The 25,940-nt window shown below is 71.3% G+C and carries 23 protein-coding genes, 4 tRNA genes, 1 other RNA gene and 1 pseudogene; 15 read left to right on the top strand and 14 right to left on the bottom strand.

Annotation, left to right across the window (positions count from 1 at the left end; genetic code table 11):
* Nucleotides 1-49 precede the first annotated feature (49 nt).
* From ABT342_RS05710 to ABT342_RS05700, 3 genes are all read right to left on the bottom strand, one after another.
* The gene (locus ABT342_RS05710) at nucleotides 50-715 is read right to left on the bottom strand and encodes a TetR/AcrR family transcriptional regulator (protein ID WP_351567501.1); all 666 of its coding nucleotides are present in this window, start codon (nucleotides 713-715) and stop codon (nucleotides 50-52) included.
* 309 nt (nucleotides 716-1,024) lie between these two features.
* Complete coding sequence (locus ABT342_RS05705) at nucleotides 1,025-1,450, bottom strand: PIN domain-containing protein (RefSeq protein ID WP_351567498.1); 426 nt, start codon at nucleotides 1,448-1,450, stop codon at nucleotides 1,025-1,027.
* Nucleotides 1,447-1,725: a ribbon-helix-helix domain-containing protein gene (locus tag ABT342_RS05700; protein ID WP_351567495.1), complete on the bottom strand. Its 279-nt coding sequence runs from the start codon at nucleotides 1,723-1,725 to the stop codon at nucleotides 1,447-1,449. The genes ABT342_RS05705 and ABT342_RS05700 overlap by 4 nt, the downstream gene beginning before the upstream one ends.
* A gap of 344 nt (nucleotides 1,726-2,069) precedes the next feature.
* On the opposite strand from ABT342_RS05700, the gene ABT342_RS05695 reads away from it, so the two are divergent.
* Entirely contained in the window at nucleotides 2,070-2,573 is a 504-nt protein-coding gene (locus tag ABT342_RS05695) for a hypothetical protein (protein ID WP_351567492.1), read from the top strand.
* An 800-nt stretch (nucleotides 2,574-3,373) separates the two neighbouring features.
* On the opposite strand, the gene ABT342_RS05685 is transcribed toward ABT342_RS05695, so the two are convergent.
* Nucleotides 3,374-3,461, bottom strand: a tRNA-Ser gene (locus tag ABT342_RS05685).
* 72 nt (nucleotides 3,462-3,533) lie between these two features.
* Between ABT342_RS05685 and ffs the strand changes: the two genes are divergently transcribed.
* From ffs to ABT342_RS05655, 6 genes are all read left to right on the top strand, one after another.
* An RNA gene (gene ffs / locus ABT342_RS05680) (signal recognition particle sRNA small type) lies at nucleotides 3,534-3,632 on the top strand.
* Between the two features lie 159 nt (nucleotides 3,633-3,791).
* Nucleotides 3,792-6,008, top strand: a complete 2,217-nt coding sequence (locus ABT342_RS05675) for a DNA polymerase III subunit gamma and tau (protein ID WP_351567489.1) — start codon at nucleotides 3,792-3,794, stop codon at nucleotides 6,006-6,008.
* A 61-nt stretch (nucleotides 6,009-6,069) separates the two neighbouring features.
* A complete protein-coding gene (gene purD, locus ABT342_RS05670) occupies nucleotides 6,070-7,320 on the top strand; it encodes a phosphoribosylamine--glycine ligase (protein ID WP_351567486.1) in 1,251 nt (416 codons plus the stop codon).
* Nucleotides 7,321-7,543: 223 nt separating this feature from the next.
* On the top strand, nucleotides 7,544-9,730 hold the full coding sequence (locus ABT342_RS05665; protein WP_351567484.1) for a hypothetical protein: 2,187 nt from the start codon (nucleotides 7,544-7,546) through the stop codon (nucleotides 9,728-9,730).
* A gap of 174 nt (nucleotides 9,731-9,904) precedes the next feature.
* A complete protein-coding gene (locus tag ABT342_RS05660; protein ID WP_351567481.1) occupies nucleotides 9,905-11,368 on the top strand; it encodes a N,N-dimethylformamidase beta subunit family domain-containing protein in 1,464 nt (487 codons plus the stop codon).
* A 77-nt stretch (nucleotides 11,369-11,445) separates the two neighbouring features.
* Nucleotides 11,446-12,345: a phosphoribosylaminoimidazolesuccinocarboxamide synthase gene (locus tag ABT342_RS05655; protein ID WP_351567478.1), complete on the top strand. Its 900-nt coding sequence runs from the start codon at nucleotides 11,446-11,448 to the stop codon at nucleotides 12,343-12,345.
* Between the two features lie 49 nt (nucleotides 12,346-12,394).
* Here ABT342_RS05655 and ABT342_RS05650 read toward each other — a convergent pair.
* The 8 genes from ABT342_RS05650 to ABT342_RS05615 all read right to left on the bottom strand — a co-directional run bounded on the left by ABT342_RS05650 (nucleotide 12,395) and on the right by ABT342_RS05615 (nucleotide 16,891).
* Nucleotides 12,395-12,467: transfer RNA gene (locus ABT342_RS05650), tRNA-Gly, on the bottom strand.
* Between the two features lie 22 nt (nucleotides 12,468-12,489).
* A complete protein-coding gene (locus tag ABT342_RS05645; RefSeq protein WP_351567475.1) occupies nucleotides 12,490-13,104 on the bottom strand; it encodes a response regulator in 615 nt (204 codons plus the stop codon).
* Complete coding sequence (locus ABT342_RS05640) at nucleotides 13,070-14,374, bottom strand: sensor histidine kinase (protein WP_351567472.1); 1,305 nt, start codon at nucleotides 14,372-14,374, stop codon at nucleotides 13,070-13,072. Before ABT342_RS05640 ends, ABT342_RS05645 begins: the two co-directional genes overlap by 35 nt.
* 11 nt (nucleotides 14,375-14,385) lie before the next feature.
* Nucleotides 14,386-15,147: an ABC transporter permease gene (locus ABT342_RS05635; protein ID WP_351567469.1), complete on the bottom strand. Its 762-nt coding sequence runs from the start codon at nucleotides 15,145-15,147 to the stop codon at nucleotides 14,386-14,388.
* The gene (locus ABT342_RS05630; RefSeq protein ID WP_351567466.1) at nucleotides 15,147-16,058 is read right to left on the bottom strand and encodes an ABC transporter ATP-binding protein; all 912 of its coding nucleotides are present in this window, start codon (nucleotides 16,056-16,058) and stop codon (nucleotides 15,147-15,149) included. The genes ABT342_RS05635 and ABT342_RS05630 overlap by 1 nt, the downstream gene beginning before the upstream one ends.
* Nucleotides 16,059-16,224: 166 nt before the next feature.
* A tRNA-Gly gene (locus ABT342_RS05625) sits at nucleotides 16,225-16,297 on the bottom strand.
* Nucleotides 16,298-16,377: 80 nt separating this feature from the next.
* Nucleotides 16,378-16,449: transfer RNA gene (locus tag ABT342_RS05620), tRNA-Gly, on the bottom strand.
* A 112-nt stretch (nucleotides 16,450-16,561) separates the two neighbouring features.
* A complete protein-coding gene (locus tag ABT342_RS05615; RefSeq protein ID WP_351567463.1) occupies nucleotides 16,562-16,891 on the bottom strand; it encodes a histone-like nucleoid-structuring protein Lsr2 in 330 nt (109 codons plus the stop codon).
* 313 nt (nucleotides 16,892-17,204) lie between these two features.
* On the opposite strand from ABT342_RS05615, the gene purS reads away from it, so the two are divergent.
* The 5 genes from purS to ABT342_RS05590 all read left to right on the top strand — a co-directional run bounded on the left by purS (nucleotide 17,205) and on the right by ABT342_RS05590 (nucleotide 21,961).
* Nucleotides 17,205-17,456, top strand: a complete 252-nt coding sequence (gene purS, locus ABT342_RS05610; RefSeq protein ID WP_351567460.1) for a phosphoribosylformylglycinamidine synthase subunit PurS — start codon at nucleotides 17,205-17,207, stop codon at nucleotides 17,454-17,456.
* Nucleotides 17,453-18,157 (top strand): phosphoribosylformylglycinamidine synthase subunit PurQ, encoded by a 705-nt coding sequence (gene purQ, locus ABT342_RS05605; protein WP_351567457.1) that lies wholly within the window; start codon nucleotides 17,453-17,455, stop codon nucleotides 18,155-18,157. Before purS ends, purQ begins: the two co-directional genes overlap by 4 nt.
* Entirely contained in the window at nucleotides 18,157-20,406 is a 2,250-nt protein-coding gene (purL, locus tag ABT342_RS05600) for a phosphoribosylformylglycinamidine synthase subunit PurL (protein WP_351567454.1), read from the top strand. Before purQ ends, purL begins: the two co-directional genes overlap by 1 nt.
* Before the next feature lie 121 nt (nucleotides 20,407-20,527).
* Nucleotides 20,528-21,028, top strand: coding sequence for an ArsR/SmtB family transcription factor (locus tag ABT342_RS05595; protein ID WP_351567451.1), 501 nt, complete (start codon nucleotides 20,528-20,530; stop codon nucleotides 21,026-21,028).
* Nucleotides 21,029-21,115: 87 nt separating this feature from the next.
* Nucleotides 21,116-21,961, top strand: coding sequence for a M23 family metallopeptidase (locus ABT342_RS05590; protein WP_351567448.1), 846 nt, complete (start codon nucleotides 21,116-21,118; stop codon nucleotides 21,959-21,961).
* Here ABT342_RS05590 and ABT342_RS05585 read toward each other — a convergent pair.
* Nucleotides 21,928-22,332, bottom strand: a complete 405-nt coding sequence (locus ABT342_RS05585) for a nuclear transport factor 2 family protein (protein WP_351567446.1) — start codon at nucleotides 22,330-22,332, stop codon at nucleotides 21,928-21,930. The two genes, ABT342_RS05590 and ABT342_RS05585, sit on opposite strands and share 34 nt — an antisense overlap.
* A gap of 104 nt (nucleotides 22,333-22,436) precedes the next feature.
* Between ABT342_RS05585 and ABT342_RS05580 the strand changes: the two genes are divergently transcribed.
* The 3 genes and pseudogenes from ABT342_RS05580 (at nucleotide 22,437) to ABT342_RS05570 (ending at nucleotide 25,675) form a co-directional block, all read left to right on the top strand.
* Nucleotides 22,437-23,249, top strand: coding sequence for a maleylpyruvate isomerase family mycothiol-dependent enzyme (locus tag ABT342_RS05580; RefSeq protein WP_351567444.1), 813 nt, complete (start codon nucleotides 22,437-22,439; stop codon nucleotides 23,247-23,249).
* 53 nt (nucleotides 23,250-23,302) lie between these two features.
* A complete protein-coding gene (locus ABT342_RS05575) occupies nucleotides 23,303-24,109 on the top strand; it encodes an META domain-containing protein (RefSeq protein ID WP_351567442.1) in 807 nt (268 codons plus the stop codon).
* A 326-nt stretch (nucleotides 24,110-24,435) separates the two neighbouring features.
* Nucleotides 24,436-25,675 (top strand): annotated as a pseudogene (locus ABT342_RS05570) (RNA-guided endonuclease InsQ/TnpB family protein).
* A gap of 49 nt (nucleotides 25,676-25,724) precedes the next feature.
* Here the strand turns inward: ABT342_RS05570 and ABT342_RS05565 are convergent.
* A complete protein-coding gene (locus tag ABT342_RS05565) occupies nucleotides 25,725-25,820 on the bottom strand; it encodes a putative leader peptide (protein WP_351567440.1) in 96 nt (31 codons plus the stop codon).
* Nucleotides 25,821-25,940 lie beyond the last annotated feature (120 nt).

Below are 25,940 nucleotides of genomic sequence, written 5' to 3'. Positions count from 1 at the left end.
CTCTTTCGTGTGGGGGAGACAGGTACGGGCCCTGGCGCGGGTGTGCGGGTCACGCGCCCGCAGGGCCGAGATGGGCGTCCAGAGCAGCTGAGACGAGCCGGTCCAGAGCGGTCCTGTCGGGCGCGCCGTCCGACGGCGGCACGTCTGCCGGCGGGGCCACCAATGCGTCGAGGGCGAGCTGGAGACTGCCCCAGGTCCACAGCTGCGCGATGCCGTGCAGGTTCGTCCAGAGCGCGGCGGCCGTCACGGCGTCGCCGGGCAGCTGCGAGCGCCGGATGTCGTCCTGCTCTGTCCGACAGCGCCCCACCAGGTCGATCACGGCCTCGAACAGGGGAAGGGTCGCGGTCCGGAGCCCCGGTCCTTCCGGTTCGAGCCCCGCGCTGTCGAGCAGGTCGTGCCGCCACATCAGCTCGAACATGCCGCGGTACTCGAGCGCGTACCCGACGTACGCCCGCCCGATGGCCTCCAACTGGCCACGAGCCGACGCGCTCGTGCCGGCCGCCTCGGTGAACCGGCCCTTGAGCTCCTCGAATCCCCGGCGGGCGATCGCGGAGAGCAGCGAGTGATGGGTGGGGAAGTGCCGCCGCGGCGCTCCGTGCGACACCCCGGCCCGGCGGGCGATCTCACGCAACCCGAGGGCGCCGGGCCCCTCCGTCTTCACGAGATCCACCCCGACGTCGACCAACCGCTCCCTGAGAACGCCTTGATGATCCATGGGAGGCTGTCTACCAGACGGGGTAGACAGTGTCTACCTTCGAGGTCTCGGCCCTCAGGTTTCCCGGGGAACGCGAGAAGCCCCGCTGCGAGCAGCGGGGCTTCTCGACATCGTGCCCGGTGAGGCACTGGCGGAGGATGCGAGATTCGAACTCGTGAGGGGTTGCCCCCAACACGCTTTCCACATGTTCGTACGGGGTTCGGCAGTGCTCGGAGACGTCCTGACCTGCGGCGGAGTGGGGTGCCGGGCGGGTGGTGGACGGTGTTGGACGGGGATGAATGAGACCACAACTGAGACCAGGGCGCCGGGTCATACCTTCTTGACGACGATGGTGTCCGGGAGGAGCTTCTCCAGGTCGTCCACGTCCGAGGTGAAGACGGTGACCTGCCCCTTCTGCCGGCGTGCGATGACAGCGAGCACGGCATCGATCGCGTACTTGTGACCGTGGAGCTTGGCGTCAGACAGGAGGCGCCGGGCCTGCCGGGCCTCGTCCTTCCCGATGTCGGTGACTTTGAGCCGCGAGAGCACCCAGTCCCAGCGCTGCTCGGTGGTTCTACCGTCGTACGCCTCGACCAGCGTCATGGGAGACGTGACCACCTCGGCTTCGCCCCGGGCCGCGAGGTCGAGCCAGGCGATCATCTTCCGGTCGCCACGCACGGCCAGGGACAAGGCCTCGCAGTCGAGTACGAAGACGCGCAGTGGCCGCTGGCTGTGCTCACCGGCACGCTTCCTCACGCGGCCTCTCCGGCGTTGTGTCCTCCGGCGGTGCGGCGGCGCTCGTGTTCGGCGTCGAGATCTTCCAGTTCCGCGAGTACAGCCACGCGCTCGTCCTCGGTGACCGGGCCGTGTTCCTCCTGTAGCCAGTCGACCAGCTCCAGCAGCCGGTCCCGGTCGCGCTTGAATCGCAGTGCATCGGCTACATACGCCGAAAGTCCCCGCTCAGCCGCCTCGGCGCGGATCTCGTCCAGGAGATCCTCGGGGATCGTCACTGTTACTTTCTTGGTCGCCATACAAGCGACCATACTCTTGGTGTAAACGCCCCTACCAGGGGGTGCTGAGATCAGTCGGACCCAGGAAGCAGATGGTCAATCCATAAGCCTTTCCCGCACATGGTTGCCGGATCATGCCACTTCACTCGGTCATCCCGTGCCGTTCACTCGTACCGGCGCATGTGCCGACGGATACGGATGGCTGCCCTTCGCCGCGGCGAGCCTCCTGTCATTCGTGGAAGGACAGGAGGAGCGTCCATGTCCTTGCACCTTCGGCAGACGTCTTCAGGTCGGTTGAGCCAAAAGTTCCGCAGTTGCTCAGTGGACAGCTGGTCTGTCCGCATGCGCCTGGGGATAGATGTTCGGTGGGTGAGCACCTCACGCTCTCGGAAGCGAAGGAAGCGGCGGCACGCGATGCCGCTGATGCTGCTCTGCGGGATGCATTGTGGCGGTGTGTGGGGCGAGATGCCCGCAGCGACGTCCCGAACTTGGCTCAGCGCAGCCAGTTGCTCGCTCTGTACTTCGTCATCCCCTACCTGCGGAAGTCGGCCGCGAGAGTATCGAGGAGGCTCTGCGTCGACGTTGCGGAGGTGAGGTCGGCCATGGTGTTCGGTGCGTTGTACGGGCTGGCTCTGGCCGCCGAAGGTGACGACGTTCGTGACGAGGTCGTCCGAGCCGCCAATGCCGCTGGCTGGGCGGTGGAGCGGGCTGATCCGGCCGAGCGCACAACAGATCCGCACGGCGTTGTCGACCGCGCGCGCCGATTTGATGACGGCTACTCGCCCATCCGGAACGAGTCGGGCATCCAGGCGGTCGACGAGGTGGACCCTTCGTCGGAGTCGACGCATCGAAGGCGTCTGGACTGGTGAGGGCGGAGCGCTTCCCCTGCCGTGTCACGAAGGTGAAGGGAAGGGACGTAGTCTTTGCCGCCGATGTGATGGCGGCCATGGGTATCGATGATCCGATCGTGCGGACCAGCGACCTGCTGGCCGGAGCTGAGTTCGCCAGGCGATGGGGCTGAGGACCGGTGGCCGGAGGCTGAGTCCAACAGCAGAGGGCCGCGCAACCGGCCCGGCCCTGTGGGCTGGCGTGCGACAGGGAACGGGCTGGTCGGCCGGACATGGATGGTCAGTGCACTGCTGATCCGTCCAGCGGCTCTGCGTTGGCAGCTGCGGCCGCACGGAAGTAGAACGCTCCGGCGGCACGGCAGACGGCGTCCAACAGGAACGTCTTGCCCGGGCGGCGGTGTCCGGCGACCACTCCGAAGGTCGTACCCGGCTGCGGAGCTTACAGCTGCTTCCAGAGACACGTCCTGCGATGTGGTTCGAGCGCTACCTCACCTGATGCTGATCTCGGCTGCCGGCCTTCAGCCCCGTCGCCTTCGTTCTTCGGGGTGCCGCAACCCGAATGGGGCGAGGCTGCCCCCTGCTCTGACGCGGAGCATGGGTCGGCCGTGTCCGCGAAGGCGGTGGGAAGCATGAAGAGGGCGGAGGATCTCAGTGGCGTGCAAGTCGGCGAACGAAGCCTTGGACGGCACCGCCGCCGTCGCCGCCTGGGGAGCCCCGGAAACACCCGCTGTGGACAAAGACCAGGACAACGAGGTCTGAGGAACGTCGAAGGGCCCCACCGCGAACGGTGGGGCCCTTCGACATCGTGCCCGGTGAGGCACTGGCGGAGGATACGAGATTCGAACTCGTGAGGGGTTGCCCCCAACACGCTTTCCAAGCGTGCGCCCTAGGCCTCTAGGCGAATCCTCCGCGGCAAACAATACAAGACGTTGAGGAGTGCTCGCGAACTCGTTCCGACCCGGCTCCATCAGGTACTCTGTGCGGAGCCCCTCACGTGGCGCTATCTGACTGAACTCCCCCAGGGCCGGAAGGCAGCAAGGGTAGGTCGGCTCTGGCGGGTGCGTGGGGGGCGCTTACGTTCCCCGGCGTCTTCTCCGTGGTCTCCCGTGGCCCTCCATGGTCTTTCGGCGTCTTCCCGCGCCTTCGTGGCCGCGCCCCTGGGGGGGACGGGGGCCTCCCCGGGCGTCGTGGAATCGGCGGCGGCCCTGTTTGTCAGCGCGCCCCGATAACCTCGTATGCGTGTCGTCCCTTGCGCTGTACCGCCGCTACCGCCCCGAGTCGTTCGCCGAGGTCATCGGGCAGGAGCATGTCACCGACCCGCTGCAGCAGGCGCTGCGGAACAACCGGGTCAATCATGCGTACCTGTTCAGCGGGCCGCGCGGCTGTGGCAAGACGACCAGTGCGCGCATCCTCGCGCGGTGTCTGAACTGTGAGCAGGGGCCCACGCCCACCCCGTGCGGGGAGTGCCAGTCCTGTCGGGACCTCGCGCGGAACGGGCCGGGGTCGATCGACGTCATCGAGATCGACGCCGCGTCGCACGGTGGTGTGGACGATGCGCGTGACCTGCGGGAGAAGGCGTTCTTCGGGCCCGCGTCGAGCCGGTACAAGATCTACATCATCGACGAGGCGCACATGGTCACCCCGCAGGGCTTCAACGCTCTGCTGAAGGTGGTCGAGGAGCCCCCGGAGCACCTCAAGTTCATCTTCGCGACGACCGAGCCCGAGAAGGTCATCGGGACGATTCGCTCCCGGACCCACCACTACCCGTTCCGGCTGGTCCCGCCGGGGACGCTCAGGGAGTACCTGGCGGAGGTGTGCGGCCGCGAGGGCATTCCCGTCGAGGACGGGGTGCTGCCGCTGGTCGTGCGGGCCGGGGCGGGGTCGGTGCGTGACTCGATGTCCGTGATGGACCAGCTGCTCGCGGGCGCCGCCGACGACGGTGTGACGTACGCCATGGCGACGGCTCTGCTCGGTTATACGGACGGGTCGCTGCTGGACTCGGTCGTGGACGCGTTCGCGGCGGGGGACGGGGCCGCGGCGTTCGAGGTCGTGGACCGGGTGATCGAGGGCGGGAACGACCCGCGGCGCTTCGTCGCCGACCTGCTGGAGCGGCTGCGGGACCTGGTGATCCTCGCGGCGGTGCCGGACGCGGCGGAGAAGGGGCTGATCGACGCCCCCGTGGACGTGGTCGAGCGGATGCAGGCGCAGGCGCAGGTGTTCGGCGCGGCCGAGCTCAGCAGAGCGGCGGACCTGGTCAACACGGGGCTCACGGAGATGCGCGGGGCGACCTCGCCGCGGCTGCAGCTGGAGCTGATCTGTGCGCGGGTGCTGCTGCCCGCGGCCTTCGACGACGAGCGTTCGCTTCAGGCGCGGCTCGACCGGCTGGAGCGGGGCGCCGCCTTCTCGCCGGGCGGGCAGGGGCCCGCCACGGGGCCCGCCATGGGGTACGTACCGGCTACGGACGCCCACATGCCGCCGGGGCCGCACGGTCCTGTCGGCGGGCCCGCGGCCGCGCGCGCCGCCGCCGTAGGGGGCGGGGGAGCCGTTCCGGAGCAGGAGGCGCCGCAGCCTGTTCAGGCTCCTCAGCCCGTGCAGGCCCCGCAGCCCGTTCAGACGGGGCCGGCCGCGCCCGCTCCGGAGCCCGCCCCTGAGGCCCCGGCGCAGCGACCCGGAGCCTGGCCCGGGGCCGCGCCCCCCGCAGCCCCGGCGGCCCAGCGGCCCGGGGCCTGGCCCTCCGCCGCCGCCCCCGGTCAGGGCAGTCGTCCGGAGCCGGTCGCGCAGGCCCCCGCGCCCGCCGCCCCGCCCGCCGTCGGACAGCCCGCGCCGCAGTCCGTCGCCCCCGTCGCCGCCCAGGGCGCGGCGCAGGTGCGGAACATGTGGCCGGGCATCCTGGACGCGGTCAAGAACCGCCGCCGCTTCACCTGGATCCTGCTCAGTCAGAACGCCCAGGTCGCGGGCTTCGACGGCACCACCCTCCAGCTCGGCTTCATCAACGCCGGCGCCCGCGACAACTTCGCGAGCAGCGGCAGTGAGGACGTGCTGAAGCAGGCGCTGGCCGAGCAGTTCAACGTCCAGTGGAAGATCGAGGCGATCATCGACCCCTCGGGCGGGGCCGGACAGCCCCCCGCCGGTGGCGGCGGTGGCGGCTACGGCGGCCGCGCGGCCCCCGCCCCCGCGCCCATGCAGCCCCCCGCGCGCCCCGTGCAGCAGGCCCCTCAGGCCCCTGCCGCCGCGCCCGCCCCTCCGCAGGCGCCCGCCCCCGAGCCCCCGCGCGCCGCGAGCGCGCCGCCCATGCCCCCGGCCGCGCCCGCCGACCGGCAGCCGCAGCCCGTCGCGCCCGAGGACGACACCCCGGAGGAGGACGATCCGGACCTCGTGGACTCCGCGCTCTCCGGCCACGACCTGATCGTGCGGGAGCTCGGCGCCACCGTCGTGGAGGAATACACGAACGAGTAGGGGCGGCCGCTTCGGTGGCCCGCACAAGGTCACCGGCGCCGCGCGGGCTACTCTGGCTGGCGTGAAGGTCCTCGTCATCGGCGGCGGCGCCCGCGAACACGCCCTGTGCCGCTCTCTCTCCCTCGACCCCGACGTCACCGCTCTGCACTGCGCGCCCGGCAACGCCGGAATCGCCGAGGTCGCCGAGCTGCACCCGGTGGACGCCCTCGACGGCGCCGCCGTGGCCGCGCTCGCCCGCGAGCTGACGGCCGACCTGGTCGTCGTCGGCCCCGAGGCACCTCTCGTGGCCGGCGTGGCCGACGCCGTACGGGCCGCGGGCATCCCCTGCTTCGGCCCGTCCCGTGAGGCGGCCCAGCTGGAGGGCTCGAAGGCCTTCGCCAAGGAGGTCATGGCCGCGGCGAACGTCCCCACCGCACGCTCGTATGTCTGTACGACTCCGGAGGAGATCGACGAGGCCCTCGACGCCTTCGGCGCGCCGTACGTCGTCAAGGACGACGGCCTCGCCGCGGGCAAGGGCGTCGTCGTGACCCATGACCTGGGCGAGGCCCGTGAGCACGCGCTCGCGTGCGGCCGCGTCGTCATCGAGGAGTACCTGGACGGCCCCGAGGTCTCCCTCTTCGCCATCACCGACGGCGAGACCGTGCTCCCCCTCCAGCCCGCCCAGGACTTCAAGCGCGCCCTCGACGGCGACGAGGGCCCCAACACCGGCGGCATGGGTGCGTACTCCCCGCTCCCGTGGGCGGACCCCAAGCTGGTCGACGAGGTCATGGACACCGTCCTCCAGCCCACCGTGAACGAGCTGCGCCGCCGCGGCACCCCCTTCTCCGGACTCCTGTACGCGGGACTCGCGATCACGAGCCGTGGCGTACGGGTCATCGAGTTCAACGCCCGTTTCGGTGACCCCGAGACCCAGGTGGTACTGGCCCGAATGAAGACCCCGCTCGCCGGTGTCCTGCTGGCCGCGGCGCGCGGCACGCTCGCCGACGAGCCCCCGCTGAACTGGCGCGACGACGCCGCCGTCACCGTGGTCATCGCCTCGCACAACTACCCCGGTACGCCCCGCACCGGCGACCCGATCGAGGGACTGGACGAGGTCGCGGCACAGGACGCCCCGTACGCGTACGTCCTCCACGCCGGGACCAGGCACGACGGCGGCGCCGTCGTCAGCGCGGGTGGCCGGGTGCTGTCGGTCACCGCGACCGGTGAGGATCTGACGCAGGCCCGCGAGCGCGCGTACGCGGCAGTCGGACGTATCCGGCTGGACGGCGCGCAGCACCGTACGGACATCGCACGCACGGCCGCCGGGGGCTGAACCCGGCGAAGGCGCGATGCGTTCCCACCTTTGCCCAAAGCCATTCCATCGAGTGATGGCTGCCCCATCCGGATGACGGCCGCCGACGCCCCAACTAGGGTGCGGCGCAAGCGTTCCGGCACTTGGCCCACCGGCGTCGCGACGGCGGTTGCGATGTCAGTGGGGGGTGCCACAGTGGGGGAGTGAGCAACACCGCCGCAGGGCAGAGGGGGTGAGTCCGGCCGTGTCCGGAACCGGTATCGGGGTGGAGGTGGGCGCGCTGGCCGCGCGCTCCCGGGCCCTCGCCGTGCTGCGCGTCCGCAGCAGGGCGCTGGCTGTCGCGCTGCTGCCCGCGGCCGTCGCCGTGGTGCTGCTCGTCGGCGGCGCCACGGGGCGCATCACGGGCGGAAGTTGGGACGGGGCCCGCTGGGTAGTGACCTCCGTCGCCGTCGTCGTGCTGCTCGTCGCCGCGGCCGTCGCCGCCGTGATCGCGCGGGCCAGGCCCGCGGTCAGCCCGACGGTGGAGCTGGCGGCGACCGCCGCCCCCGATCTGTACCGGCTGGTGGAGGATCTGGCCGAGCGGCTGGAGGTCCCCGCCCCCTCCGCGATAGCCCTCACCCCGGACTGCGACAGCTGGCTTGAGGACCGTACGCACCCGGCGCACGCGCGCCGGGGCGCCCACCCCGGGGACCCGCCCGTCCTGGTCATCGGCTCCCCCTTCCTGTGGTGGATGCGGGTGGCCGAGCTCCGGGCCGTGCTCGCGCCGGTCGTCGCGGGTACGGGGCCATCGGCGCACCCCGACATAGCCGAGGCCCGCCGCTTCGTGCGCGGGCTCGACGCGGCGGTCGGCGCGGCCGCCGGGCCCGGCCTCGGGCCGATACGCAGGCTCGGCCTCGACCTGCCAGGCCGGGTCGCCCGGCTGCTGCTGCGCAGTTGCCGGGGCCACGCCGCCGAGATGGAACGTGGGGTCGCGGCCGCCGCGTCCGAGCGTGCACAGGCTGTGGACTACGGACTGAGGATCGTCGCCCAGGAGCAGGTCGGCCTCGCCTACGCCGGCTGGGACCGGCTGCTGACCCGGGTCGCACTGCCCGCCTGGCGGATGGGCCGGTGGCCCTCCCGCCTCGACGCCGGAGTCGTCGCCGCCCTGACCGAGCTGTCCCGTCGCGACCGGCTGGCGGAAGGCTTCGCCTCCCGGCTGGGCGAGCGCCCCGCCTGCGATCTCCTGGAGGAGCCCGGCGCGGTGGACGAGGCCGCATCCCTCCTGGCGGCCCGCCTCTTCCACGGCGGCCCGGCCGAGGGCGGGCCCGACTGGTCCCCGGTGGACTGGCAGCAGTACCCGGAAGAGGTCGTCGACCGTAAATGGCGCACGGAAGCGGCCCGTCTGCACCGCGTCCTCGACGCGATGGGCGTCCGCCCCGTAACCGGGCCGTCCGGCCCGACCCTGGCCCGAGTGGTGGATCACCTCACCGCCGACGCGGCCCGCGCTGCCGGCCCCGTCGACGACCGCATCGACCCCGCCGCAGGCACGTCCCTGGACGGCGGCTTCGCGGGACAGGCCCCCGGAGCCCTCCGCGAACCCGGGGAGGCTGTGGAAGCCACCGCGGGGGGAGGCCTGCCCGTAGCCGTATCCGGATCCGCACCGGCATACGACGGAGCCCCTTCGGCGGGAGCCCCGGGCCCCCTGCCGGGGATCGCGGGTCCGGACGGGCTCGGGTCTGCTCCGGGCGACCTGTCAGGGGCCGCCGGTCCGGGCCGGGAAATCGCCCCTGGGGCCGCCCCGGGACCGGGATCGGGACCAGTTGCGGGACCCGGATCGGGGCCGGGTGGTCCCGGCTCTGCAGAGGAAACCGCTCCCGACGGTGTCCGGGATGACGCCCTGGACGGCTTTCCGGCCGAGGCCCTCGGAGATGTCCCCGGCTCCGCCGGAGAAACCGCTCCCGACGGCCTCCCGGATGACGCCCTGGACACCTTCCCCGAGTTCCCCGACTTCCCCGATGACGACGCCCCGCCCCACACCCCCCGACGCGTCCCCGGAGAGAGCCTCGCCGCCGGGATCTGCGCCGAGGTCGAGCGGGAGGAGGCCGCGCGGGAGCGGTCGGTCATGCCGTTGGCCGTCGACTCCGGCGGGGGCGGCGCCGTGGCCTGGGGGACCGATCCGCTGCCGCTGCTCCCGTTGCAGCCGCCCCGCACGGCGCGCGAACTGCTCGCGGACCACGTCACCGCGATGGTGTGCTGCGCCGCCGTCGACACCGCGGGCGCCGCGCCGGGGCTCGACTGGCTCGACGGGCCCGCGCTGCTGATCGACGGCGAGCGCACCGTGGACCTGGGCGGCCGGGTGATGAGCCTGGTCGAGGACGGGGACCCGGGGCCCCTGCGCGACTGGCTCACCACGACCGGGATCCGGGCCGAGAAGCCCGTCCGCCTCGTCTGAAACATCTCCGCCGGGCGCCCCCGCCAACCGGAGAGATTCCTTCCGTTCACGCCAATTAGCGACGAACGGTGACGGAGTGCATGCGTTATGTGATGTGCTGGGACCGGCGCTGACAGTCGGCGCACCACTACCGGACTCGACCGGACTCGGGGGAACCATAGGGAGGGGCGCAGGATGGGGGCGGAGCAGATCCGGCGATGGGAATCGGGCGCCCTCGCCCACGCCGTCTCGGACCCCTTCGGCCAGGGCCCGCTGCCCTGGCTGCGCGGCAGCGAGCACTATCTCGACGACGCCGGCCATGTCGTCCCCTGGTACGCGGACCCCGACTGCGGCAGGAGCGGCGCGCCCCGCGGCCCCCGCACCGCCGACGACGTACACCGCCAGATCAAGGGCTTCGCGTCCACCGGCGCCGTCGCCCCCGGCGAGGCGATCGACTTCCACGTCACCGTGGACCCGCCGCAGCAGTTCTCGGTCGACGTCTACCGCATCGGCCACTACGGCGGAGACGGTGCCGCCAAGATCACCACCAGTCCCCGTCTCTCCGGCATCGTCCAGCCGGCCCCCCTCACCGCCGACCGCACGGTCTCCTGCCACCACTGGTGGCTCTCCTGGCGGTTGCAGGTCCCCTCCTACTGGTCGATCGGGGCGTACGTCGCCGTCCTCACCACCGCCGACGGCTACCGCTCCCACATCCCCTTCACCGTGCGCGACAGCCACCCCGCCGATCTCCTCCTCCTGCTCCCCGACATCACCTGGCAGGCCTACAACCTGTACCCGGAGGACGGCCGCACCGGCGCCAGCCTCTACCACGCCTGGGACGAGCACGGCCGGCTCCTCGGCGAGGAGGACGCCGCGACCACGGTCTCCTTCGACCGCCCGTACGCGGGCGCCGGCCTCCCCCTCCACGTCGGCCACGCGTACGACTTCATCCGCTGGGCCGAGCGCTACGGCTACGACCTCGCCTACGCCGACGCCCGCGATCTGCACGCCGGCCGCGTCGACCCCAGCCGTTACCGGGGCCTGGTCTTCCCGGGCCACGACGAGTACTGGTCGGCGCCCATGCGCCGCACCGTCGAGCTCGCCCGCGACCACGGCACCTCGCTCGTCTTCCTCTCCGCCAACACCATGTACTGGCAGGTGGAGCTCAGCCCCTCCCCCTCCGGCGTCGCCGACCGCCTCCTCACCTGCCGCAAGCGCCGCGGCCCCGGCCGCCCCGCCCTCTGGCGCGAGGTCGACCGCGCGGAACAGCAACTGCTCGGCATCCAGTACGCGGGCCGCGTCCCCGAGCCGCGCCCCCTGGTCGTACGCAACGCGGAGCACTGGCTCTGGGAGGCGACCGGAGCGGGCGACGGCGACGAGATCCCCGGCCTGGTCGCGGGCGAGGCCGACCGCTACTACCCGCGCACCGCGCTCCCCGAGCACGAGGGCCGCATCCTGCTCGCCCACTCGCCCTACCAGGACGGCGAAGGCGCACGCCGCCACCAGGAGACCTCCCTCTACCGGGCCCCCTCCGGCGCGCTCGTCTTCGCCTCCGGCACCTTCGCCTGGTCCCCGGCGCTCGACCGCCCCGGCCACGTGGACATCCGCGTCCAGCGCGCCACCGCCAACCTCCTCGACCGCATCTGCAAACGCGACTGATCCCGACCCCGTGCGAGCCGGTCCGCGAGGCGTACGGGAGAATCGACGTGGATTGGACAGAACCACAGGGAGAAACCGTGTCCGGATTCGTCGAAAAGCCCGAGCCGTTGCACGTGCCGGGCCTGGTGCACCTGCACACCGGCAAGGTGCGCGACCTGTACCGGAACGAGGCCGGGGACCTCGTGATGGTCGCCAGCGACCGCATGTCCGCCTACGACTGGGTGCTGCCCACAGAGATCCCGGACAAGGGGCGGGTGCTCACCCAGCTCTCCCTGTGGTGGTTCGACCGCCTTGCGGACCTGGCCCCCAACCATGTCCTGTCCACCGAGGTCCCGGCCGGCGCCCCCGCCGACTGGGCGGGCCGCACCCTCATCTGCAAGTCGCTGGAGATGGTGCCGGTCGAGTGTGTCGCCCGCGGTTACCTCACCGGCTCCGGTCTCGCCGAGTACGAGGAGAGCCGCACGGTCTGCGGCCTCGCCCTCCCCGAGGGGCTCGTGGACGGCTCCGAGCTGCCCGCCCCGATCTTCACCCCCGCGACCAAGGCGGCCGTCGGCGACCACGACGAGAACGTGTCGTACGAGCAGGTCGTCCACCAGATCGGGGCCGAGACGGCGGCCCGACTCCGGCAGCTGACGCTCGCGGTCTACGGCCGGGCCCGGGACATCGCCCGCGAGCGCGGGATCATCCTCGCGGACACGAAGTTCGAGTTCGGTTTCGCCGGTGAGGAGCTCGTTCTCGCCGACGAGGTGCTGACCCCGGACTCCTCGCGCTTCTGGCCCGCCGCCCAGTGGGAGCCGGGGCGCCCCCAGCCCTCGTACGACAAGCAGTACGTACGCGACTGGCTGACCTCGCCGGCCTCCGGCTGGGACCGCAGGAGTGAGGAGCCGCCGCCCGCGCTGCCGCAGGAGGTCGTGGAGGCGACCCGGGCCAAGTACGTGGAGGCGTACGAGCTGCTGACCGGCAAGAGCTGGGCGTAGCGCGCACGACGAAGGCCCCGATCGTGATGATCGGGGCCTTCGTTCTCTGAGCGGACGACGAGATTCGAACTCGCGACCCTCACCTTGGCAAGGTGATGCTCTACCAACTGAGCCACGTCCGCATGCGCCGTAGCGCGGGAACCACTATACCCAACCTCGCTCGCGCGCGAGACGAACCGCGGCGTGCCGGTTCTCGGCGCCGAGCTTCATGGCCGCCGAGGAGAGGTAATTGCGGACCGTCCCCTGCGACAGCGAGGCCCGCGCGGCGATCTCCGCGATGGGCGCGCCGTCCGCGGCCAGCTCCAGCACCTCGGCCTCGCGTGCGGTCAGCGGGGAGTCCCCGGCGGAGATCGCGTCGGCGGCCAACTCCGGGTCGACGTAACGGTTTCCGGCGTGGACGGTGCGGATGATCTCGGCGAGCCGCTGCGCGCTGACGGTCTTCGGCACGAAGGCGCGCACACCGGCCGCGAGGGCCCGCTTGAGGTGCCCGGGGCGGCCGTGACTCGTCACGATCATGGTCCGGCACTCGGGCGCCTCGGCCCGTAGCGATGTGGCCACACTCACACCGTCGGCGCCCGGCATCTGCAGATCCAGCACCACCACGTCGGGCCGGTGCGCCCGTGCCATCGCGAGTGCCTCCGGACCGGTCGCCGCCTCCGCGACGACGACGAGATCGTCCTCGAGCGCGAGCAGCGCGGCGAGTGCGCCACGGATGAGGTGCTCGTCATCGGCGAGCAGTACGCGTACGGCGACGCTCACGCTTGTCCTCTCCCTCGTTCTCCTCGCGCCGGGGCCCCGCGTCGAGCGGCACCTCGGCCGTGACCCGGAACCGCCCGCCCGGGGCCGCCCCGGCGTCGATCGTTCCGCCCACCCCGGCCAGCCGCTCCCGCAGCCCGGCGAGCCCGGACCCCCGTGCCCCGGACGGAGGCGGCGCCGGTTCGGCCCGTACGCCGTCGTTCTCGACGACCAGGACCGCCCTGCCGTGCGACACCATCAGGCGGACTTCGCAGGTGCGCGGGTCCCCGTGGCGCAGGACGTTCGTCGTCGCCTCGCGCACGACCCACCCCAGGGCCGACTGGACCTCGGCCGGGAGGTCCGCGTCGGACGGAGACGGGGACGTGATGGCGCACCCGATACCGGCGGCCGTCAACACTCCCCGCGCCCCTTCCAGTTCCGCGTGCAGATCCGCCTCGCGGTAGCCGCGTACGACATCCCGTACCTCCCGCTGGGACTCGCGGGCGATGCGCTGCACCTCGGTCATCTGGTCCACGGCCTCCGGGCGGCCGCGCTGGGCCAGCTGGACGGCCAGCTCGCTCTTGAGCGCGATCACCGCGAGGTTCCGGCCCATCACGTCGTGCAGATCGCGGCCGAACCGCAGCCGCTCCTCCGCGACGGCGAGCCGCGCCTGGACGTCGCGGGCCTCCCGCAGCTCCCACATCACGGCGAGGGACCACATCGACACGCGGGACGTGACCGCCATCCACCCGACCGCCAGACCGGCCGCCCCGGCCATGAACCCCACCTCCGGCGCGGTGGCGCCGGCGGTCAGCGGGAGCAGGGCGCAGACCACGGCGAGCGCCCCGCCCTGGACCAGGACCGTGGTCCGGATCGGTACGACCAGACAGTGGGCGACGGTGAACGGCACCAGCGCCTCCGCGATCATCATCGGCAGCAGCTCGTCCAGCTCGGTGGTCACCGCCGACGCCGCCAGGACGGCCCCGGCCGCCCCGGCCGTCGCGGCCGCCGCCCAGGCGGTCAGCCGCCCCGGGAGCTCGCCCTGCCCCAGGTAGGCGTCCATCGCGCGCCGCGCCATCCGCGCGCAGGCCAGCCCCATCGCGAGGGCGACCGGCGGCCCGGCCACGACCAGGGGCAGCGGCCCGTCCTCGCGCACCGGCTCGGTCAGCAGGAGCGCCGCCAGACTGACCGCCGAGGCCCAGACGAGCATGTAGACGGTGCTGCGTGTGTAGAAGTCCACCTTGCCGAGCTGACTGCGGCTGCTCCAGCGCTTCACCTGATCAAGCCCCCCCATATCCCCCGAGGTCAGCGACGCGGCTCCCACCGGAACCACCGTCGCACAGCGAACACCGAGATCACGGTCCAGGCCAGCGCGTTCAGCGCCGCACCCAGCAGGTCCCAAGCCGGCGTGCCGCCGAGCCAGCCCGCCCGTACGAGCGTCATCACCCCGGTCATCGGCAGCAGTTCGCACACCGACGCCATCTTCTCCGGCATCAGCTCCAGCGGTACGAACAGTCCGGAGCCCGCCATCGACACCAGGAACAGCGGCATGGTCGTGATCTGCGCGCTGTCCACGGTACGGGTCACCGAGGAGGTCGCGGCGGCGACGGCCGTCAGCAGCACCACGCCCAGCACCACACCCCCGAGGAGGAGTTCGGGTCGCGCCGGCGCCCTCAGGTCCAGCAGGAGCATGCCCGCCGCCACCATCACGGCGGACTGCGCGAGCGTCAGCGCGGCGGCCGGCAGCGCGATCCCCGTCAGTACGTCGAGGTCCGAAGGCTCGCCCGTACGCAGCCGCTTGAGCACCAGCGCCTCGCGCCGGGCCACGTACGCCGAGACGAGGTTGGAGTGGACGACCATCAGCAGGACCATCCCTATCCCGCCGGTCAGCGACACCTCCGCGACGCCCATCCCGGCCGCGCCGAGATCGAGTTCGTGGAGCGAGGACCTCATCGCGACCACCACCGCGACAGGCACGAGGAGCGCCACGAACAGCGCGGTCCGGTTGCGCATGAGGAGTGTCAGTTCGGCGCGTCCGAGCGCCTTCAGCACCGTCGGTGTCGTCATCACGTGCCCGCCATTTCCGCAGCCTGTGCGATCTCGAGGAACGCTTCTTCGAGCGAGGCCGAGCGCGCGTCCAGCCGCTCCAGCCGTACGCCGGACTCCTCGGCCCAGCGCAGCAGTTCGCCGAGCGCGTGTTGCAGCTCGTGGGTACGGATCTCGATCCGCTGCCCCTCGGCAGCGGCCTTCAGCGTGAGCGGCACCCGCGCGGCCGTTATCCCCTCGGGAAGGACGCAGCGGATCCGGGACGGCCGCGAGGCGGTCACCTCCGCCGGGGTCCCCGACACCACGATCCGCCCCTGGTGCATGATCGCCAGCCGGTCGGCCAGCGACTCCGCCTCCTCCAGGTAGTGGGTGGTCAGCAGCACGGTCGTACCGCCCTCGCGCAGCTCACGGACCAACTCCCAGGTGTCCCGACGCCCTTCCGCGTCGAGGCCCGTCGTCGGCTCGTCGAGGAAGAGGACCTCGGGCCGGCCGAGCAGCGCCAGCCCCAGATCGAGCCGGCGCCGCTCGCCCCCGGAGAGCTGCTTCACGCGTACGCGGGCGCGGCCGCCGAGCCCGACCAGCTCCAGCACCTCTCCCGTGGGCCGGGCGCCACTCGTGCACCCCGCCCACATCCGCATGGTCTCGGCGACGGTCAGATCGGAGGGGAACCCGCCCTCCTGGAGCATCACGCCGATCCGGGGCCGTACGGCTGCGCGTTCGCGGTAGGGGTCATGGCCGAGCACCCGTACGCTGCCGCCGCTCGGCCGGGCCAGTCCCTCCAGCAGCTCGACCGTGGAGGTCTTGCCCGCCCCGTTCGTCCCGAGCAGCGCGAACAGCTCGCCCCGTGCCACGGAGAAGGTGACCCCGCTCACGGCCTCGAATCCCCCGGCGTAACTGCGGCGCAGCTCACCGGCCTCGATCACGTAGTCCATGCCCTCCAGGTTTCCGCCGGACCGGGGCCCGGGGCAGTGCGCGCTGTCATCGGCGCACATGACAAATGTCAGGAGGCCCTGTGCGACGAAAGGCCGCGCGGCGAAGGATGCCCGAGGGAAACACAACGAAGGCCCCGATCGTGATGATCGGGGCCTTCGTACTCTGAGCGGACGACGAGATTCGAACTCGCGACCCTCACCTTGGCAAGGTGATGCTCTACCAACTGAGCCACGTCCGCATTGCTGCCGCTCAGCTCTCACTGGGCGGTGCGTTCACCACTGTACCTGATCCACCGGAGTGGTCGGTAAAGCGGTGCGGAGCGGGTGACAGGAATTGCACACTGCGCCTTCCCTCTGGAAGAGGGCTGTTCTGCTACTGAACTACACCCGCACGCTCCGTGAGGTCCGGCCTCTCGGCCTCGCCCCTCGGCGTGCTCCAGACTCTAGCCCACCTGCGGGGGTGCAGTGCAACTCGGTTCGTCGGGGGTGGCGCTGGGGGGACGTCAGCTCGCCTCGCGGAACGCCTCGTAGACCCGCTTGGGGATCCGGCCACGGGCCGGCACGTCCATCTTGTTGGACTGCGCCCAGGCGCGGACGGCCGCCGGGTCGGGGGCGAGCGCGGTGTGCCGGTACTCGCCGCGCGGCTTGCCCGCCCTCATGTGCTGCTTGCGGCCCGCCGCCATGTAGGGGGCGAGTGCGTTGCGCAGTTTCTTTGCATTGGCGGGATTGAGGTCGATCTCGTACGACTTCCCGTCAAGGCCGAACGTGACCGTTTCCGCCGCTTCTCCGCCGTCGATGTCGTCGAAGAGCGTGACCACTACGCGCTGAGCCACGGATATCGGTCCTTTCCTGCGGTCCGCCGCTCGGTACCTGCACCAGGTCAGTGCCGGACATGCGGCGATACCGGTATTCCGGCTGCTGCGGGGCAATGCTGCCTTTCCGCACTATTCCTTTGTACAGCGGTCGGCGTCGCATTGTGAAGCCCAGCCAATTGCATCAGCGTGTCCTCCGCAATGGGTGAGGGGAGTTTTTCTCTGGATTTTCACATGGGGTTTCACTGCGCCTCTCCGGATATCTATGCGCGTAGATTTTCGGGGCGGGTACGCTGAGGGAACCGCCTTCAGCACCACACCATCGGGAGTGCCAGTGGCACGCGTCGTAGTCGACGTCATGCTCAAGCCGGAGATCCTCGACCCGCAGGGACAGGCGGTGCAGCGTGCACTGCCCCGTCTGGGCTTCGAGGGGATCGCCGACGTCCGTCAGGGAAAGCGCTTCGAACTCGAGGTGGAGGGACCGGTCGACGAGACCGCCCTCGCCCGCATCCACGAGATGGCCGAAACGTTCCTCGCCAACACCGTCATCGAGGACTTCGTCGTAAAGGTGGAGGAGTCCCAGTGACTGCTCGCATCGGAGTCGTCACCTTCCCCGGCACGCTCGACGACCGGGACACACTGCGCGCCGTCCGCATCGCGGGCGCCGAGCCCGTCTCGCTGTGGCACCGCGACAAGGACCTGCACCAGGTCGACGCGGTCGTCCTGCCCGGCGGCTTCTCCTACGGCGATTATCTGCGGGCCGGAGCCATCTCCCGCTTCTCGCCGGTGATGGAGACGATCATCGACCAGGCGAAGGCCGGAATGCCGGTCCTCGGCATCTGCAACGGCTTCCAGGTGCTCACCGAGACGCACCTGCTGCCCGGCGCGATGCTGCGCAACAACCACCTCCACTTCATCTGCCGCAACCAGAAGCTCCGCGTCGAGAACGCGGACACCTCCTGGACGGCCGACTACGCGGCGGGCCAGGAGATCTCCATCCCGCTCAAGAACATCGACGGCCGGTACGTCGCCGACGAGCGCGTCCTCGACGAGCTGGAGGCCGAGGGCCGTATCGCCTTCCGCTACGTCACCGACGGCGGCGCTGCCGACGGGTACGGCAACCCGAACGGCTCGCTGCGCGACATCGCGGGCATCACCAACGCCGCCGGCAATGTCGTCGGTCTGATGCCGCACCCCGAGCACGCCGTGGAGCCGCTGGTCGGTACCGGCGGTACCGACGGCCTCGGATTCTTCACCTCGATCCTGAAGAAGCTGGTCAACGTCTGATGACTCTCGACACCGTCAAGCACGCAACCGAGACGCCCGAGACCGAGCAGCCGTGGAAGGAGCTCGGCCTCAAGGAGGACGAGTACGCGCGCATCCGCGAGATCCTGGGCCGCCGGCCGACCGGTGCCGAGCTCGCCATGTACTCCGTCATGTGGTCCGAGCACTGCTCGTACAAGAGCAGCAAGGTCCACCTGAAGCAGTTCGGCGAGAAGGCCCCGGAGAACGACGCGCTCCTCGTCGGCATCGGCGAGAACGCGGGCGTCGTCGACGTGGGCCAGGGGTACGCGGTCACCTTCAAGGTCGAGTCGCACAACCACCCCAGCTACATCGAGCCCTACCAGGGCGCTGCCACCGGTGTCGGCGGCATCGTCCGCGACATCCTCGCGATGGGCGCCCGCCCGGTCGCCGTCATGGACCCGCTGCGCTTCGGTGCCGCGGACCACCCCGACACCAAGCGGGTGCTCCCCGGCGTCGTCGCGGGCATCGGCGGCTACGGCAACTGCCTGGGCCTGCCGAACATCGGCGGCGAGGTCGTCTTCGACTCCTGCTACCAGGGGAACCCGCTGGTCAACGCCCTGTGCGTGGGCGTGATGAAGCACGAGGACATCCACCTGGCGAAGGCGTCCGGAGCCGGCAACAAGGTGATCCTGTACGGCGCCCGCACGGGCGGCGACGGCATCGGCGGCGTGTCGATCCTCGCCTCGGAGACCTTCGAGTCGACCGGCCCGGCCAAGCGCCCGGCCGTCCAGGTCGGCGACCCCTTCCAGGAGAAGCTCCTCATCGAGTGCACCCTGGAGATCTTCCGCGAGAAGCTCGTCGCGGGCATCCAGGACCTCGGCGGCGCGGGCCTGTCCTGCGCGACGAGCGAGCTGGCGAGCGCCGGCTCCGGCGGTATGCGGGTCGAGCTCGACTCCGTACCGCTGCGCGACGCGAGCCTCTCGCCCGAGGAGATCCTCATGAGCGAGTCGCAGGAGCGCATGTGCGCGATCGTCGAGCCCCAGCACGTCGACCGCTTCATGGAGATCTGTGAGAAGTGGGACGTCATCGCCACCGTCATCGGTGAGGTGACGGAGGGCGAGCGCCTGGAGATCTTCTGGCACGGCGAGCAGATCGTGGACGTGCCTCCGGGCACCGTCGCCCACGAGGGCCCGACGTACCAGCGCCCCTACGCCCGTCCGGACTGGCAGGACGCGCTGCAGGCCGACGACGCGGGCGCGCTGCCCCGCCCGGCGACCTCCGAGGAGCTGCGCGAGCAGGTCATGAAGCTCGTCGCGTCCCCGAACCAGGCCTCCAAGGCGTGGATCACCGACCAGTACGACCGCTTCGTGCAGGGCAACACCGTGCTCGCCCAGCCCGAGGACTCCGGAATGGTCCGGATCGACCCCGACACCAACCTGGGTGTCGCGGTCGCGACGGACGGCAACGGCCGGTACGCGAAGCTCGACCCGTACACGGGCGCGCAGCTCGCGCTGGCCGAGGCGTACCGCAACGTCGCCGCGTCCGGCGCGAAGCCGCTCGCGATCTCGGACTGCCTGAACTTCGGCTCGCCCGAGGACCCGGCCGTCATGTGGCAGTTCGCCGAAGCCACGCGGGGTCTCGCGGACGGCTGTCTCCAGCTCGGCACCCCGGTCACCGGCGGCAACGTCTCGCTCTACAACCAGACGGGCGAGACGGCGATCCACCCGACGCCGGTCGTCGCGGTCCTCGGTGTGATCGACGACGTCACGCGCCGTACGCCGATCGCCTTCAAGGAGGAGGGCCAGCTCCTCTACCTGCTGGGCGACACGCGCGAGGAGTTCGGCGGGTCCGCCTGGTCCCAGGTGATCCACGACCACCTCGGCGGTCTGCCGCCGAAGGTCGACCTGGACCGGGAGAAGCTGCTCGGCGAGATCCTGATCTCCGCCTCCCGCGACGGCATGATCGACGCGGCGCACGACCTGTCGGACGGCGGTCTGATCCAGGCGGTCACCGAGTCCTGCCTGCGCGGCGGGACGGGCGCGCGCCTGGTCGTCCCGGACGGGCTGGACGCCTTCACGTTCCTGTTCAGCGAGTCGGCGGGCCGCGCGGTCGTCGCCGTCCCGCGCAGCGAGGAGCTCCGCTTCACCGACATGTGCGGCGCGCGGGGTCTGCCGGCCACGCGGATCGGCGTGGTCGACGGGGACGCGGTGGAGGTGCAGGGCGAGTTCGGCATCCCGCTGAGCGAGCTGCGTACGGCTCATGAGGAGACCATTCCGGCACTCCTCGCCTGACACACGGCAGGGGGAAAGCCCCCGCACGGACGGTGCGCGTCACCGTCCGGGCGGGGGCTTTTTCGCGTCCTGTGCGGGAGAAGGCTTGATCGGGATTACGTAATTACGTAATCTACGAGTCATGGATCTGGAGCAGCGCGTCGCAGAGCTGGAGCGGCGCATGGCGGCGCTGGAGCAGGCCGGACCCGCCGCGCCCGCCGTGGGTGACGGTGACCTCTGGGCGCTCGAAGGCCTGAAGTCGCAGCTCGCCGAGGCCGGGGCCGAGGGCGGCGGGGTGCTGTTCACCGGTGCCGTACGGCTGCCGACGCGGGAGCGGTACGAGTGGCAGTTCGGCGCCCTGACCGACGGGCTGCTGGAGGACGACTGGTCGCAGGCCGCGGAATCCTTCGCGGCGCTCGGCAATCCGGTGCGGCTGCGGCTGCTGCGGGAGATCGTCGGCGGTCTGCGCACCGCCGCCGAGCTGGCCGAACTCGACGGGCTGGGCACGACCGGCCAGATCTACCACCACCTGCGCCAGCTGACCGCCGCGGGCTGGCTGCACACCGCCGGCCGGGGGCGCTACGAGGTCCCGGCAGGCCGGATGGTGCCACTGCTGGTGGCGCTGACCGCGGCACGACCGTAGGGCCCGCCCACGAGGCGAGGCACAACCACGAGCACAGGGCCCGCCCACAAGGCACGACCAACAGGGCCGAACACAGGGGGAGCACTCATGTCCGTACGCAAGATTGCCGTGATCACCAGCCGGACCTTGTGGCTGGCCTTCACCGTCCAGGTGGTCGCGCAGTTCATCGTCGAGCTGCCGTACGACAAGTGGCTCGGCTGGCTGCCCGCGCTGGGCGCGATCGCCATCGACATCGCGCTGGGCCGCTCGGCCGCGCGCGCCGCCGCCACCGGGGCCGCCCCGGAGCCGGTCGAGACCGACTGCCCGGTGACCGGCCGCTGGTCCGCGCTGAACAGCCCCGCCGACAAGGTGCCGAGCCATGGCACGCACCTGTACGGACAGACGTACGCGATCGACATCACCGCCGAGTCCGACCCCGACTCCGAGGAGTCCCCGCGCCCGGGCTTCGCCTGGATCTGGCCCGTCGCCCGCCGCAGCCAGGACTTCCCGGCGTTCGGCGCCCCGCTGCTCGCCGTCGCCGACGCCACGGTCGTCCGCGCCACCGACCGGCAGCGCGACCACCTCAGCCGCAACTCCCTGCCCGCGCTGATCTACATGCTGCTGGTCGAGGGCTTCGTCCGCCTCCTCGGCGGTGCGCACCGCGTCGTCGGCAACCATCTCGTCCTCGACCTCGGAGACTGTACGTACGCGATGTACGCCCACCTGCGGCGTGGCTCGCTCGTGGTGCGGGAGGGCGACCGGGTCCGGGCGGGGCAGCTGCTCGCCGAGTGCGGGAACTCCGGGAACTCGTCCGAGCCGCACGTCCACTTCCAGCTGATGGACGGCCCGGACCTCAGCGTGGCCCGCGGGATCCCGTTCACCTGGCGCGGCATCGGCGTACCGGGCAACGGCGAGACGTTCTACTCGGCCGTGCCCCAGAACGCGTCCCACTGATCGATGTCCTCGACGCACTCGTCGATGTCGGAGATCTTGCCGCCGACGATGGTGAAGAAGAGCCCGCCCCTCATCTCGATGCCGCGGTCCCCGCGCTCGGCGAAGATCTTGTGCGCGGAGATGGCATGCCCGCGCCCGTCGGCGAAGACGCCGTCGAGCTCGACGCGCATCGAGCCGCCGCTCAGTTCGCCGAGCTGCCGGAACATGGCGAGGACGTTGTCCCGGCCCTTGAAGTGACCGGAGATCTGGCTCTGCCCCGGCGTGTGGTGGACACAGTCCGTGGTCATCAGAGAGGCGAGGGTCTCCATGTCACCTTTGTTGAACGCGTCGTAGCCCCGGCGTACCTGGGCGCTGTCCGGGTGCTCACCCATGGCTGCCCCACCTTTCGTACCCGCGTGTCGTCGCCTTGTGCGCTCCCTCTCATCCTCCGCCGGTTCCCGGGGCCTTGCCATGCGGAACCGATTACCCTCGCCCCATGCCCCCGGCCAAGAAGCGCACCCGCACCCGCAGCTACGACTCCGCCAAGATCCGCGCGGCCGTCCTCGCGCAGTTCGGGCATGTGCGGGAGGCGGTCCGGACGTTGGAACCGGAGCAGCTGGCCCTGCCCACCCGGCTGGGCACCTGGACCGTCCGCGAACTGGCCGCGCACATCACGATGGCCGTGGACGCCGTGAGCCGGAACCTGGACCGGCCGGAGCCGGCGAAGCTGGAAGTCGGGCTGCTGGACTGGCCGTTCGCCACCGCCGAGCGGGCCGGGGGCATCGACGAGGACACCCGCGCGATCGCCGACGCGGCCGAGGACCTCGGAGCCCTGGACGACCTGTACGGCCGGGCGGCGGAGCGGATGGCCGACACGCTGTCCCGGGCCGCCGACGAGCGGCTGGTCGAGACCCGGATGGGGGCGATGAGGCTCGCGGACCATCTCGTCACGCGTACGGTCGAACTCGTCGTTCACACCGACGACTTGAACGCGGCCGTGGCCGGACTGGACATCCCGTACGACCGCCAGGCGCTCGCCGCCTGCGTCCGGCTGCTCGCGGACACGCTCGCGGTGAAGGCGCCCGGCGGCTCGGTCGAGGTGCGGATCCCGCCGTACGCGGTGGTCCAGTGTGTCGAGGGGCCCCGGCACACCCGCGGCACCCCGCCCAACGTCGTGGAGACCGACCCGCTGACCTGGATCCGCCTCGCGACCGGGCGGACCCGGTGGAGCGAGGCGCTCGACGCGGCGACGGTCGCCGCGAGCGGGGAGCGCGCCGACCTCTCCGGCCTGCTGCCCGTCCTGGGCTGAGGGCCCTCGCCGGGCCGAGGGAACCGGAGTCCCACCCGTACCGTCACACCGGCATGCGTATCAAGCTGATCGTTCCCGTCGCGGCGACCCTCGGCGCCGTCCTCACTCTCGCCGGCTGCGGCACGGAGCCCGGCTCGGACGGCGCGGGCGGGGCGGAGGGGCCCGACTCGCCCGTCACCGGCGTGCACTGGACCGTCGACAGCGTGACCGTCGGCGGCAAGAAGACGGCGGCCCCCGGCGGCGCCTACGTCGAGATCGACACCAAGGGCCGGGCCAAGGGCAACTACGGCTGTAACCACTTCCGCGCCGACGCCACCGTCGAGGGCGACACGGTCACGGTCGGCCCGGGAGACGTGACGATGATGAGCTGCGAGAAGCCGGTCCAGGACTTCGAGGACGCGCTGAACAAGGCCTTCTCCGGCGAGCTCAAGGCGAAGGTGTCGGACCAGACCCTCACCCTGACCGCCGCGAGCGGCGACTCCATCGCGCTGACCTCACAGCCCGCGGCCCCGCTCGTCGGCACCCGGTGGTCCGTCACGGCGCTGCTCGCGGGCGAGGTCGCGACGTCCCTGCCGGCCGGTACGGAGAAGAAGGCGCACCTCACCTTCGGCAAGGACGGCTCCGTCCGCGGCAGCCTCGGCTGCAACACCTTCAACGGCACCGCCAAGGTCTCCGAGTCCGGCTCGACGATCACCTTCGGGCGGCTGTCCACCACCCGCAGGATGTGCCCGGGGCCCGAGATGGACCTGGAGCGGGAGCTCGCTCAGGTCCTGAAGGGCGAGGTGACGTACGAGGTGCGGCACCGCGGCCTGTCCCTCACCGCGGCGAACGGCAAGGGACTGTCGGCGACAGCGCAGTAACTACGTGTACGGGAGCAGCCCCGGCGTTCGTACGCTCCCAGGCTGCCCGCAGCTCCGCGAGCCGCGCGGGCTCGACGACGGCCTTGTCCGCCTGCTCCCGTACGTCCCGGCCAAGGTGGAACAGCTGATCGCGGCTGCTCATGCCCCTTGCTGTCGCGCCGCGGAGCGCCGCGGTATCGCTGCTGGTTGCCCGGCCGCGCGGAGGGGCCGGGTGTCGTCTCCGGCGGAGCCGGGGGACGCTGTCGCACGGTGAGGGGTTCACCCGGTCGGGTGATCAGTGGCGAACGTGCGGTGGGGTGTCGTACGTGTGTGTACGTTGGGTGATCGTGAAGCTGACGGTGCAGATCAGGCTGCTGCCGACGCCGCTGCAGGCGGCGGCACTTGAGGCTGACCCTGCGCGCCTGCAACGCAGCAGCCACCTGGGCCAGCGGCGTAGCGTTCGAGAAGGATGTGAAGCGTGCCTTCGCGTTGCGTGAGCACACTTACGGTGAGATTCGGGCCCGGTGGGGGCTGGGGGCGCAGGCCGCCCAGCACGTGATCAAGAAGGCGTGTGACGCGTACGCCACGCTGAAGGCGAACCTGAGGGCGGGGAATCTGGGCAGGCCTGGCTCGAAGCGGTACCGGAAGGCCACCGGAAAGCCGCTGGTCTTCCGGTCGGAGGGGGCGCAGCCGTATGACGACCGGATGCTGTCCTGGCAGATGGCCGAGCGGCGGATCTCGATCTGGACCGTGGCCGGGCGCATCAAGGACGTGGCGTTCACCGCCTCCCCGGAGCAGTTGGCCACGCTGGCCCTGTACCGCAAGGGGGAGTCGGATCTGCTGGTGCGGGACGGCATGTGGTTCCTGCTGGCGACCTGCGAGGTCCCCGAGTCCGCGCCGAACACGGACTTGGTGGACTTCCTCGGTATCGACCTGGGCATCGTGAACATCGCCACCACCTCGGACGGCGAGATCATGGCCGGGCGCGAACTGAACCGCATCCGCACCCGGGAACGGGCCCTGCGCACCAAGCTCCAGAAGAAGAACACTCCGTCCGCCAAGCGCCGCCTGAAGAAACGCAGGCGCAAGGAGGCGCGGCGGGCGCGGGACATCAACCACAAGATCGCGAAACATGTGGTGGCCGAGGCAGAACGCACCAGTCGAGGGATCGCCCTGGAAGACCTGACGGGCATCCGTGAACGGGTACGGCTTCGCAAGCCCCAACGGGCCACCCACTCCAGCTGGTCCTTCCACCAGCTGGGCGGCTTCATCGCATACAAGGCCCGCCGGGCGGGGGTGCCGGTGGTGTACGTCGATCCGGCGTACACCTCGCGTACCTGCGCCGAATGCGGGCACATCGACAAGGCGAACCGGGTCTCGCAGGCCTGGTTCGCATGCCGGTCCTGCGGATTCGTTGATCACGCGGACCGGAACAGCTCCCGCAACATCCGCGCCCGCGCGTGGGAGTTGTGGCGACGCGGGGCCCCGTCAACGGCCCCCGCCCCACCACCGCGCCAGCGGGGCGGGGCTGGACGCGAACGCAGCATCACCGCCAGTGATGCCCGTTACGCAAGCCCGGTGCTTTAGCGCCGGGTAGTCGACAGCAGGCGCAGGCGCAGCCGCAGCCGCACCGCGCCTACACGGCGCAGCGACAGATCGCGCTCGCGACACGGACCAGGTCAACGTGGCGGCGCTCCATAAGCGTGACCGACCGGTTACCGAGAGGCTGCATGGCCCAGGAGCCTCGCCGAGGCCGCGTGACCCTGTCAACGATCGTCCCGGCATGTGGACGGGCATATGGACAGCGAAGTGCAGTGATGTGCGGCACGCCCCCGCGCTCCCCACCCCCACC

Source organism: Streptomyces sp. NPDC000410, assembly GCF_040300305.1.
Taxonomy (GTDB): Bacteria; Actinomycetota; Actinomycetes; order Streptomycetales; family Streptomycetaceae; genus Streptomyces.
Note: the sequence above shows the minus strand (reverse complement) of the source record. Positions and strands in the feature narration are given on the sequence as shown.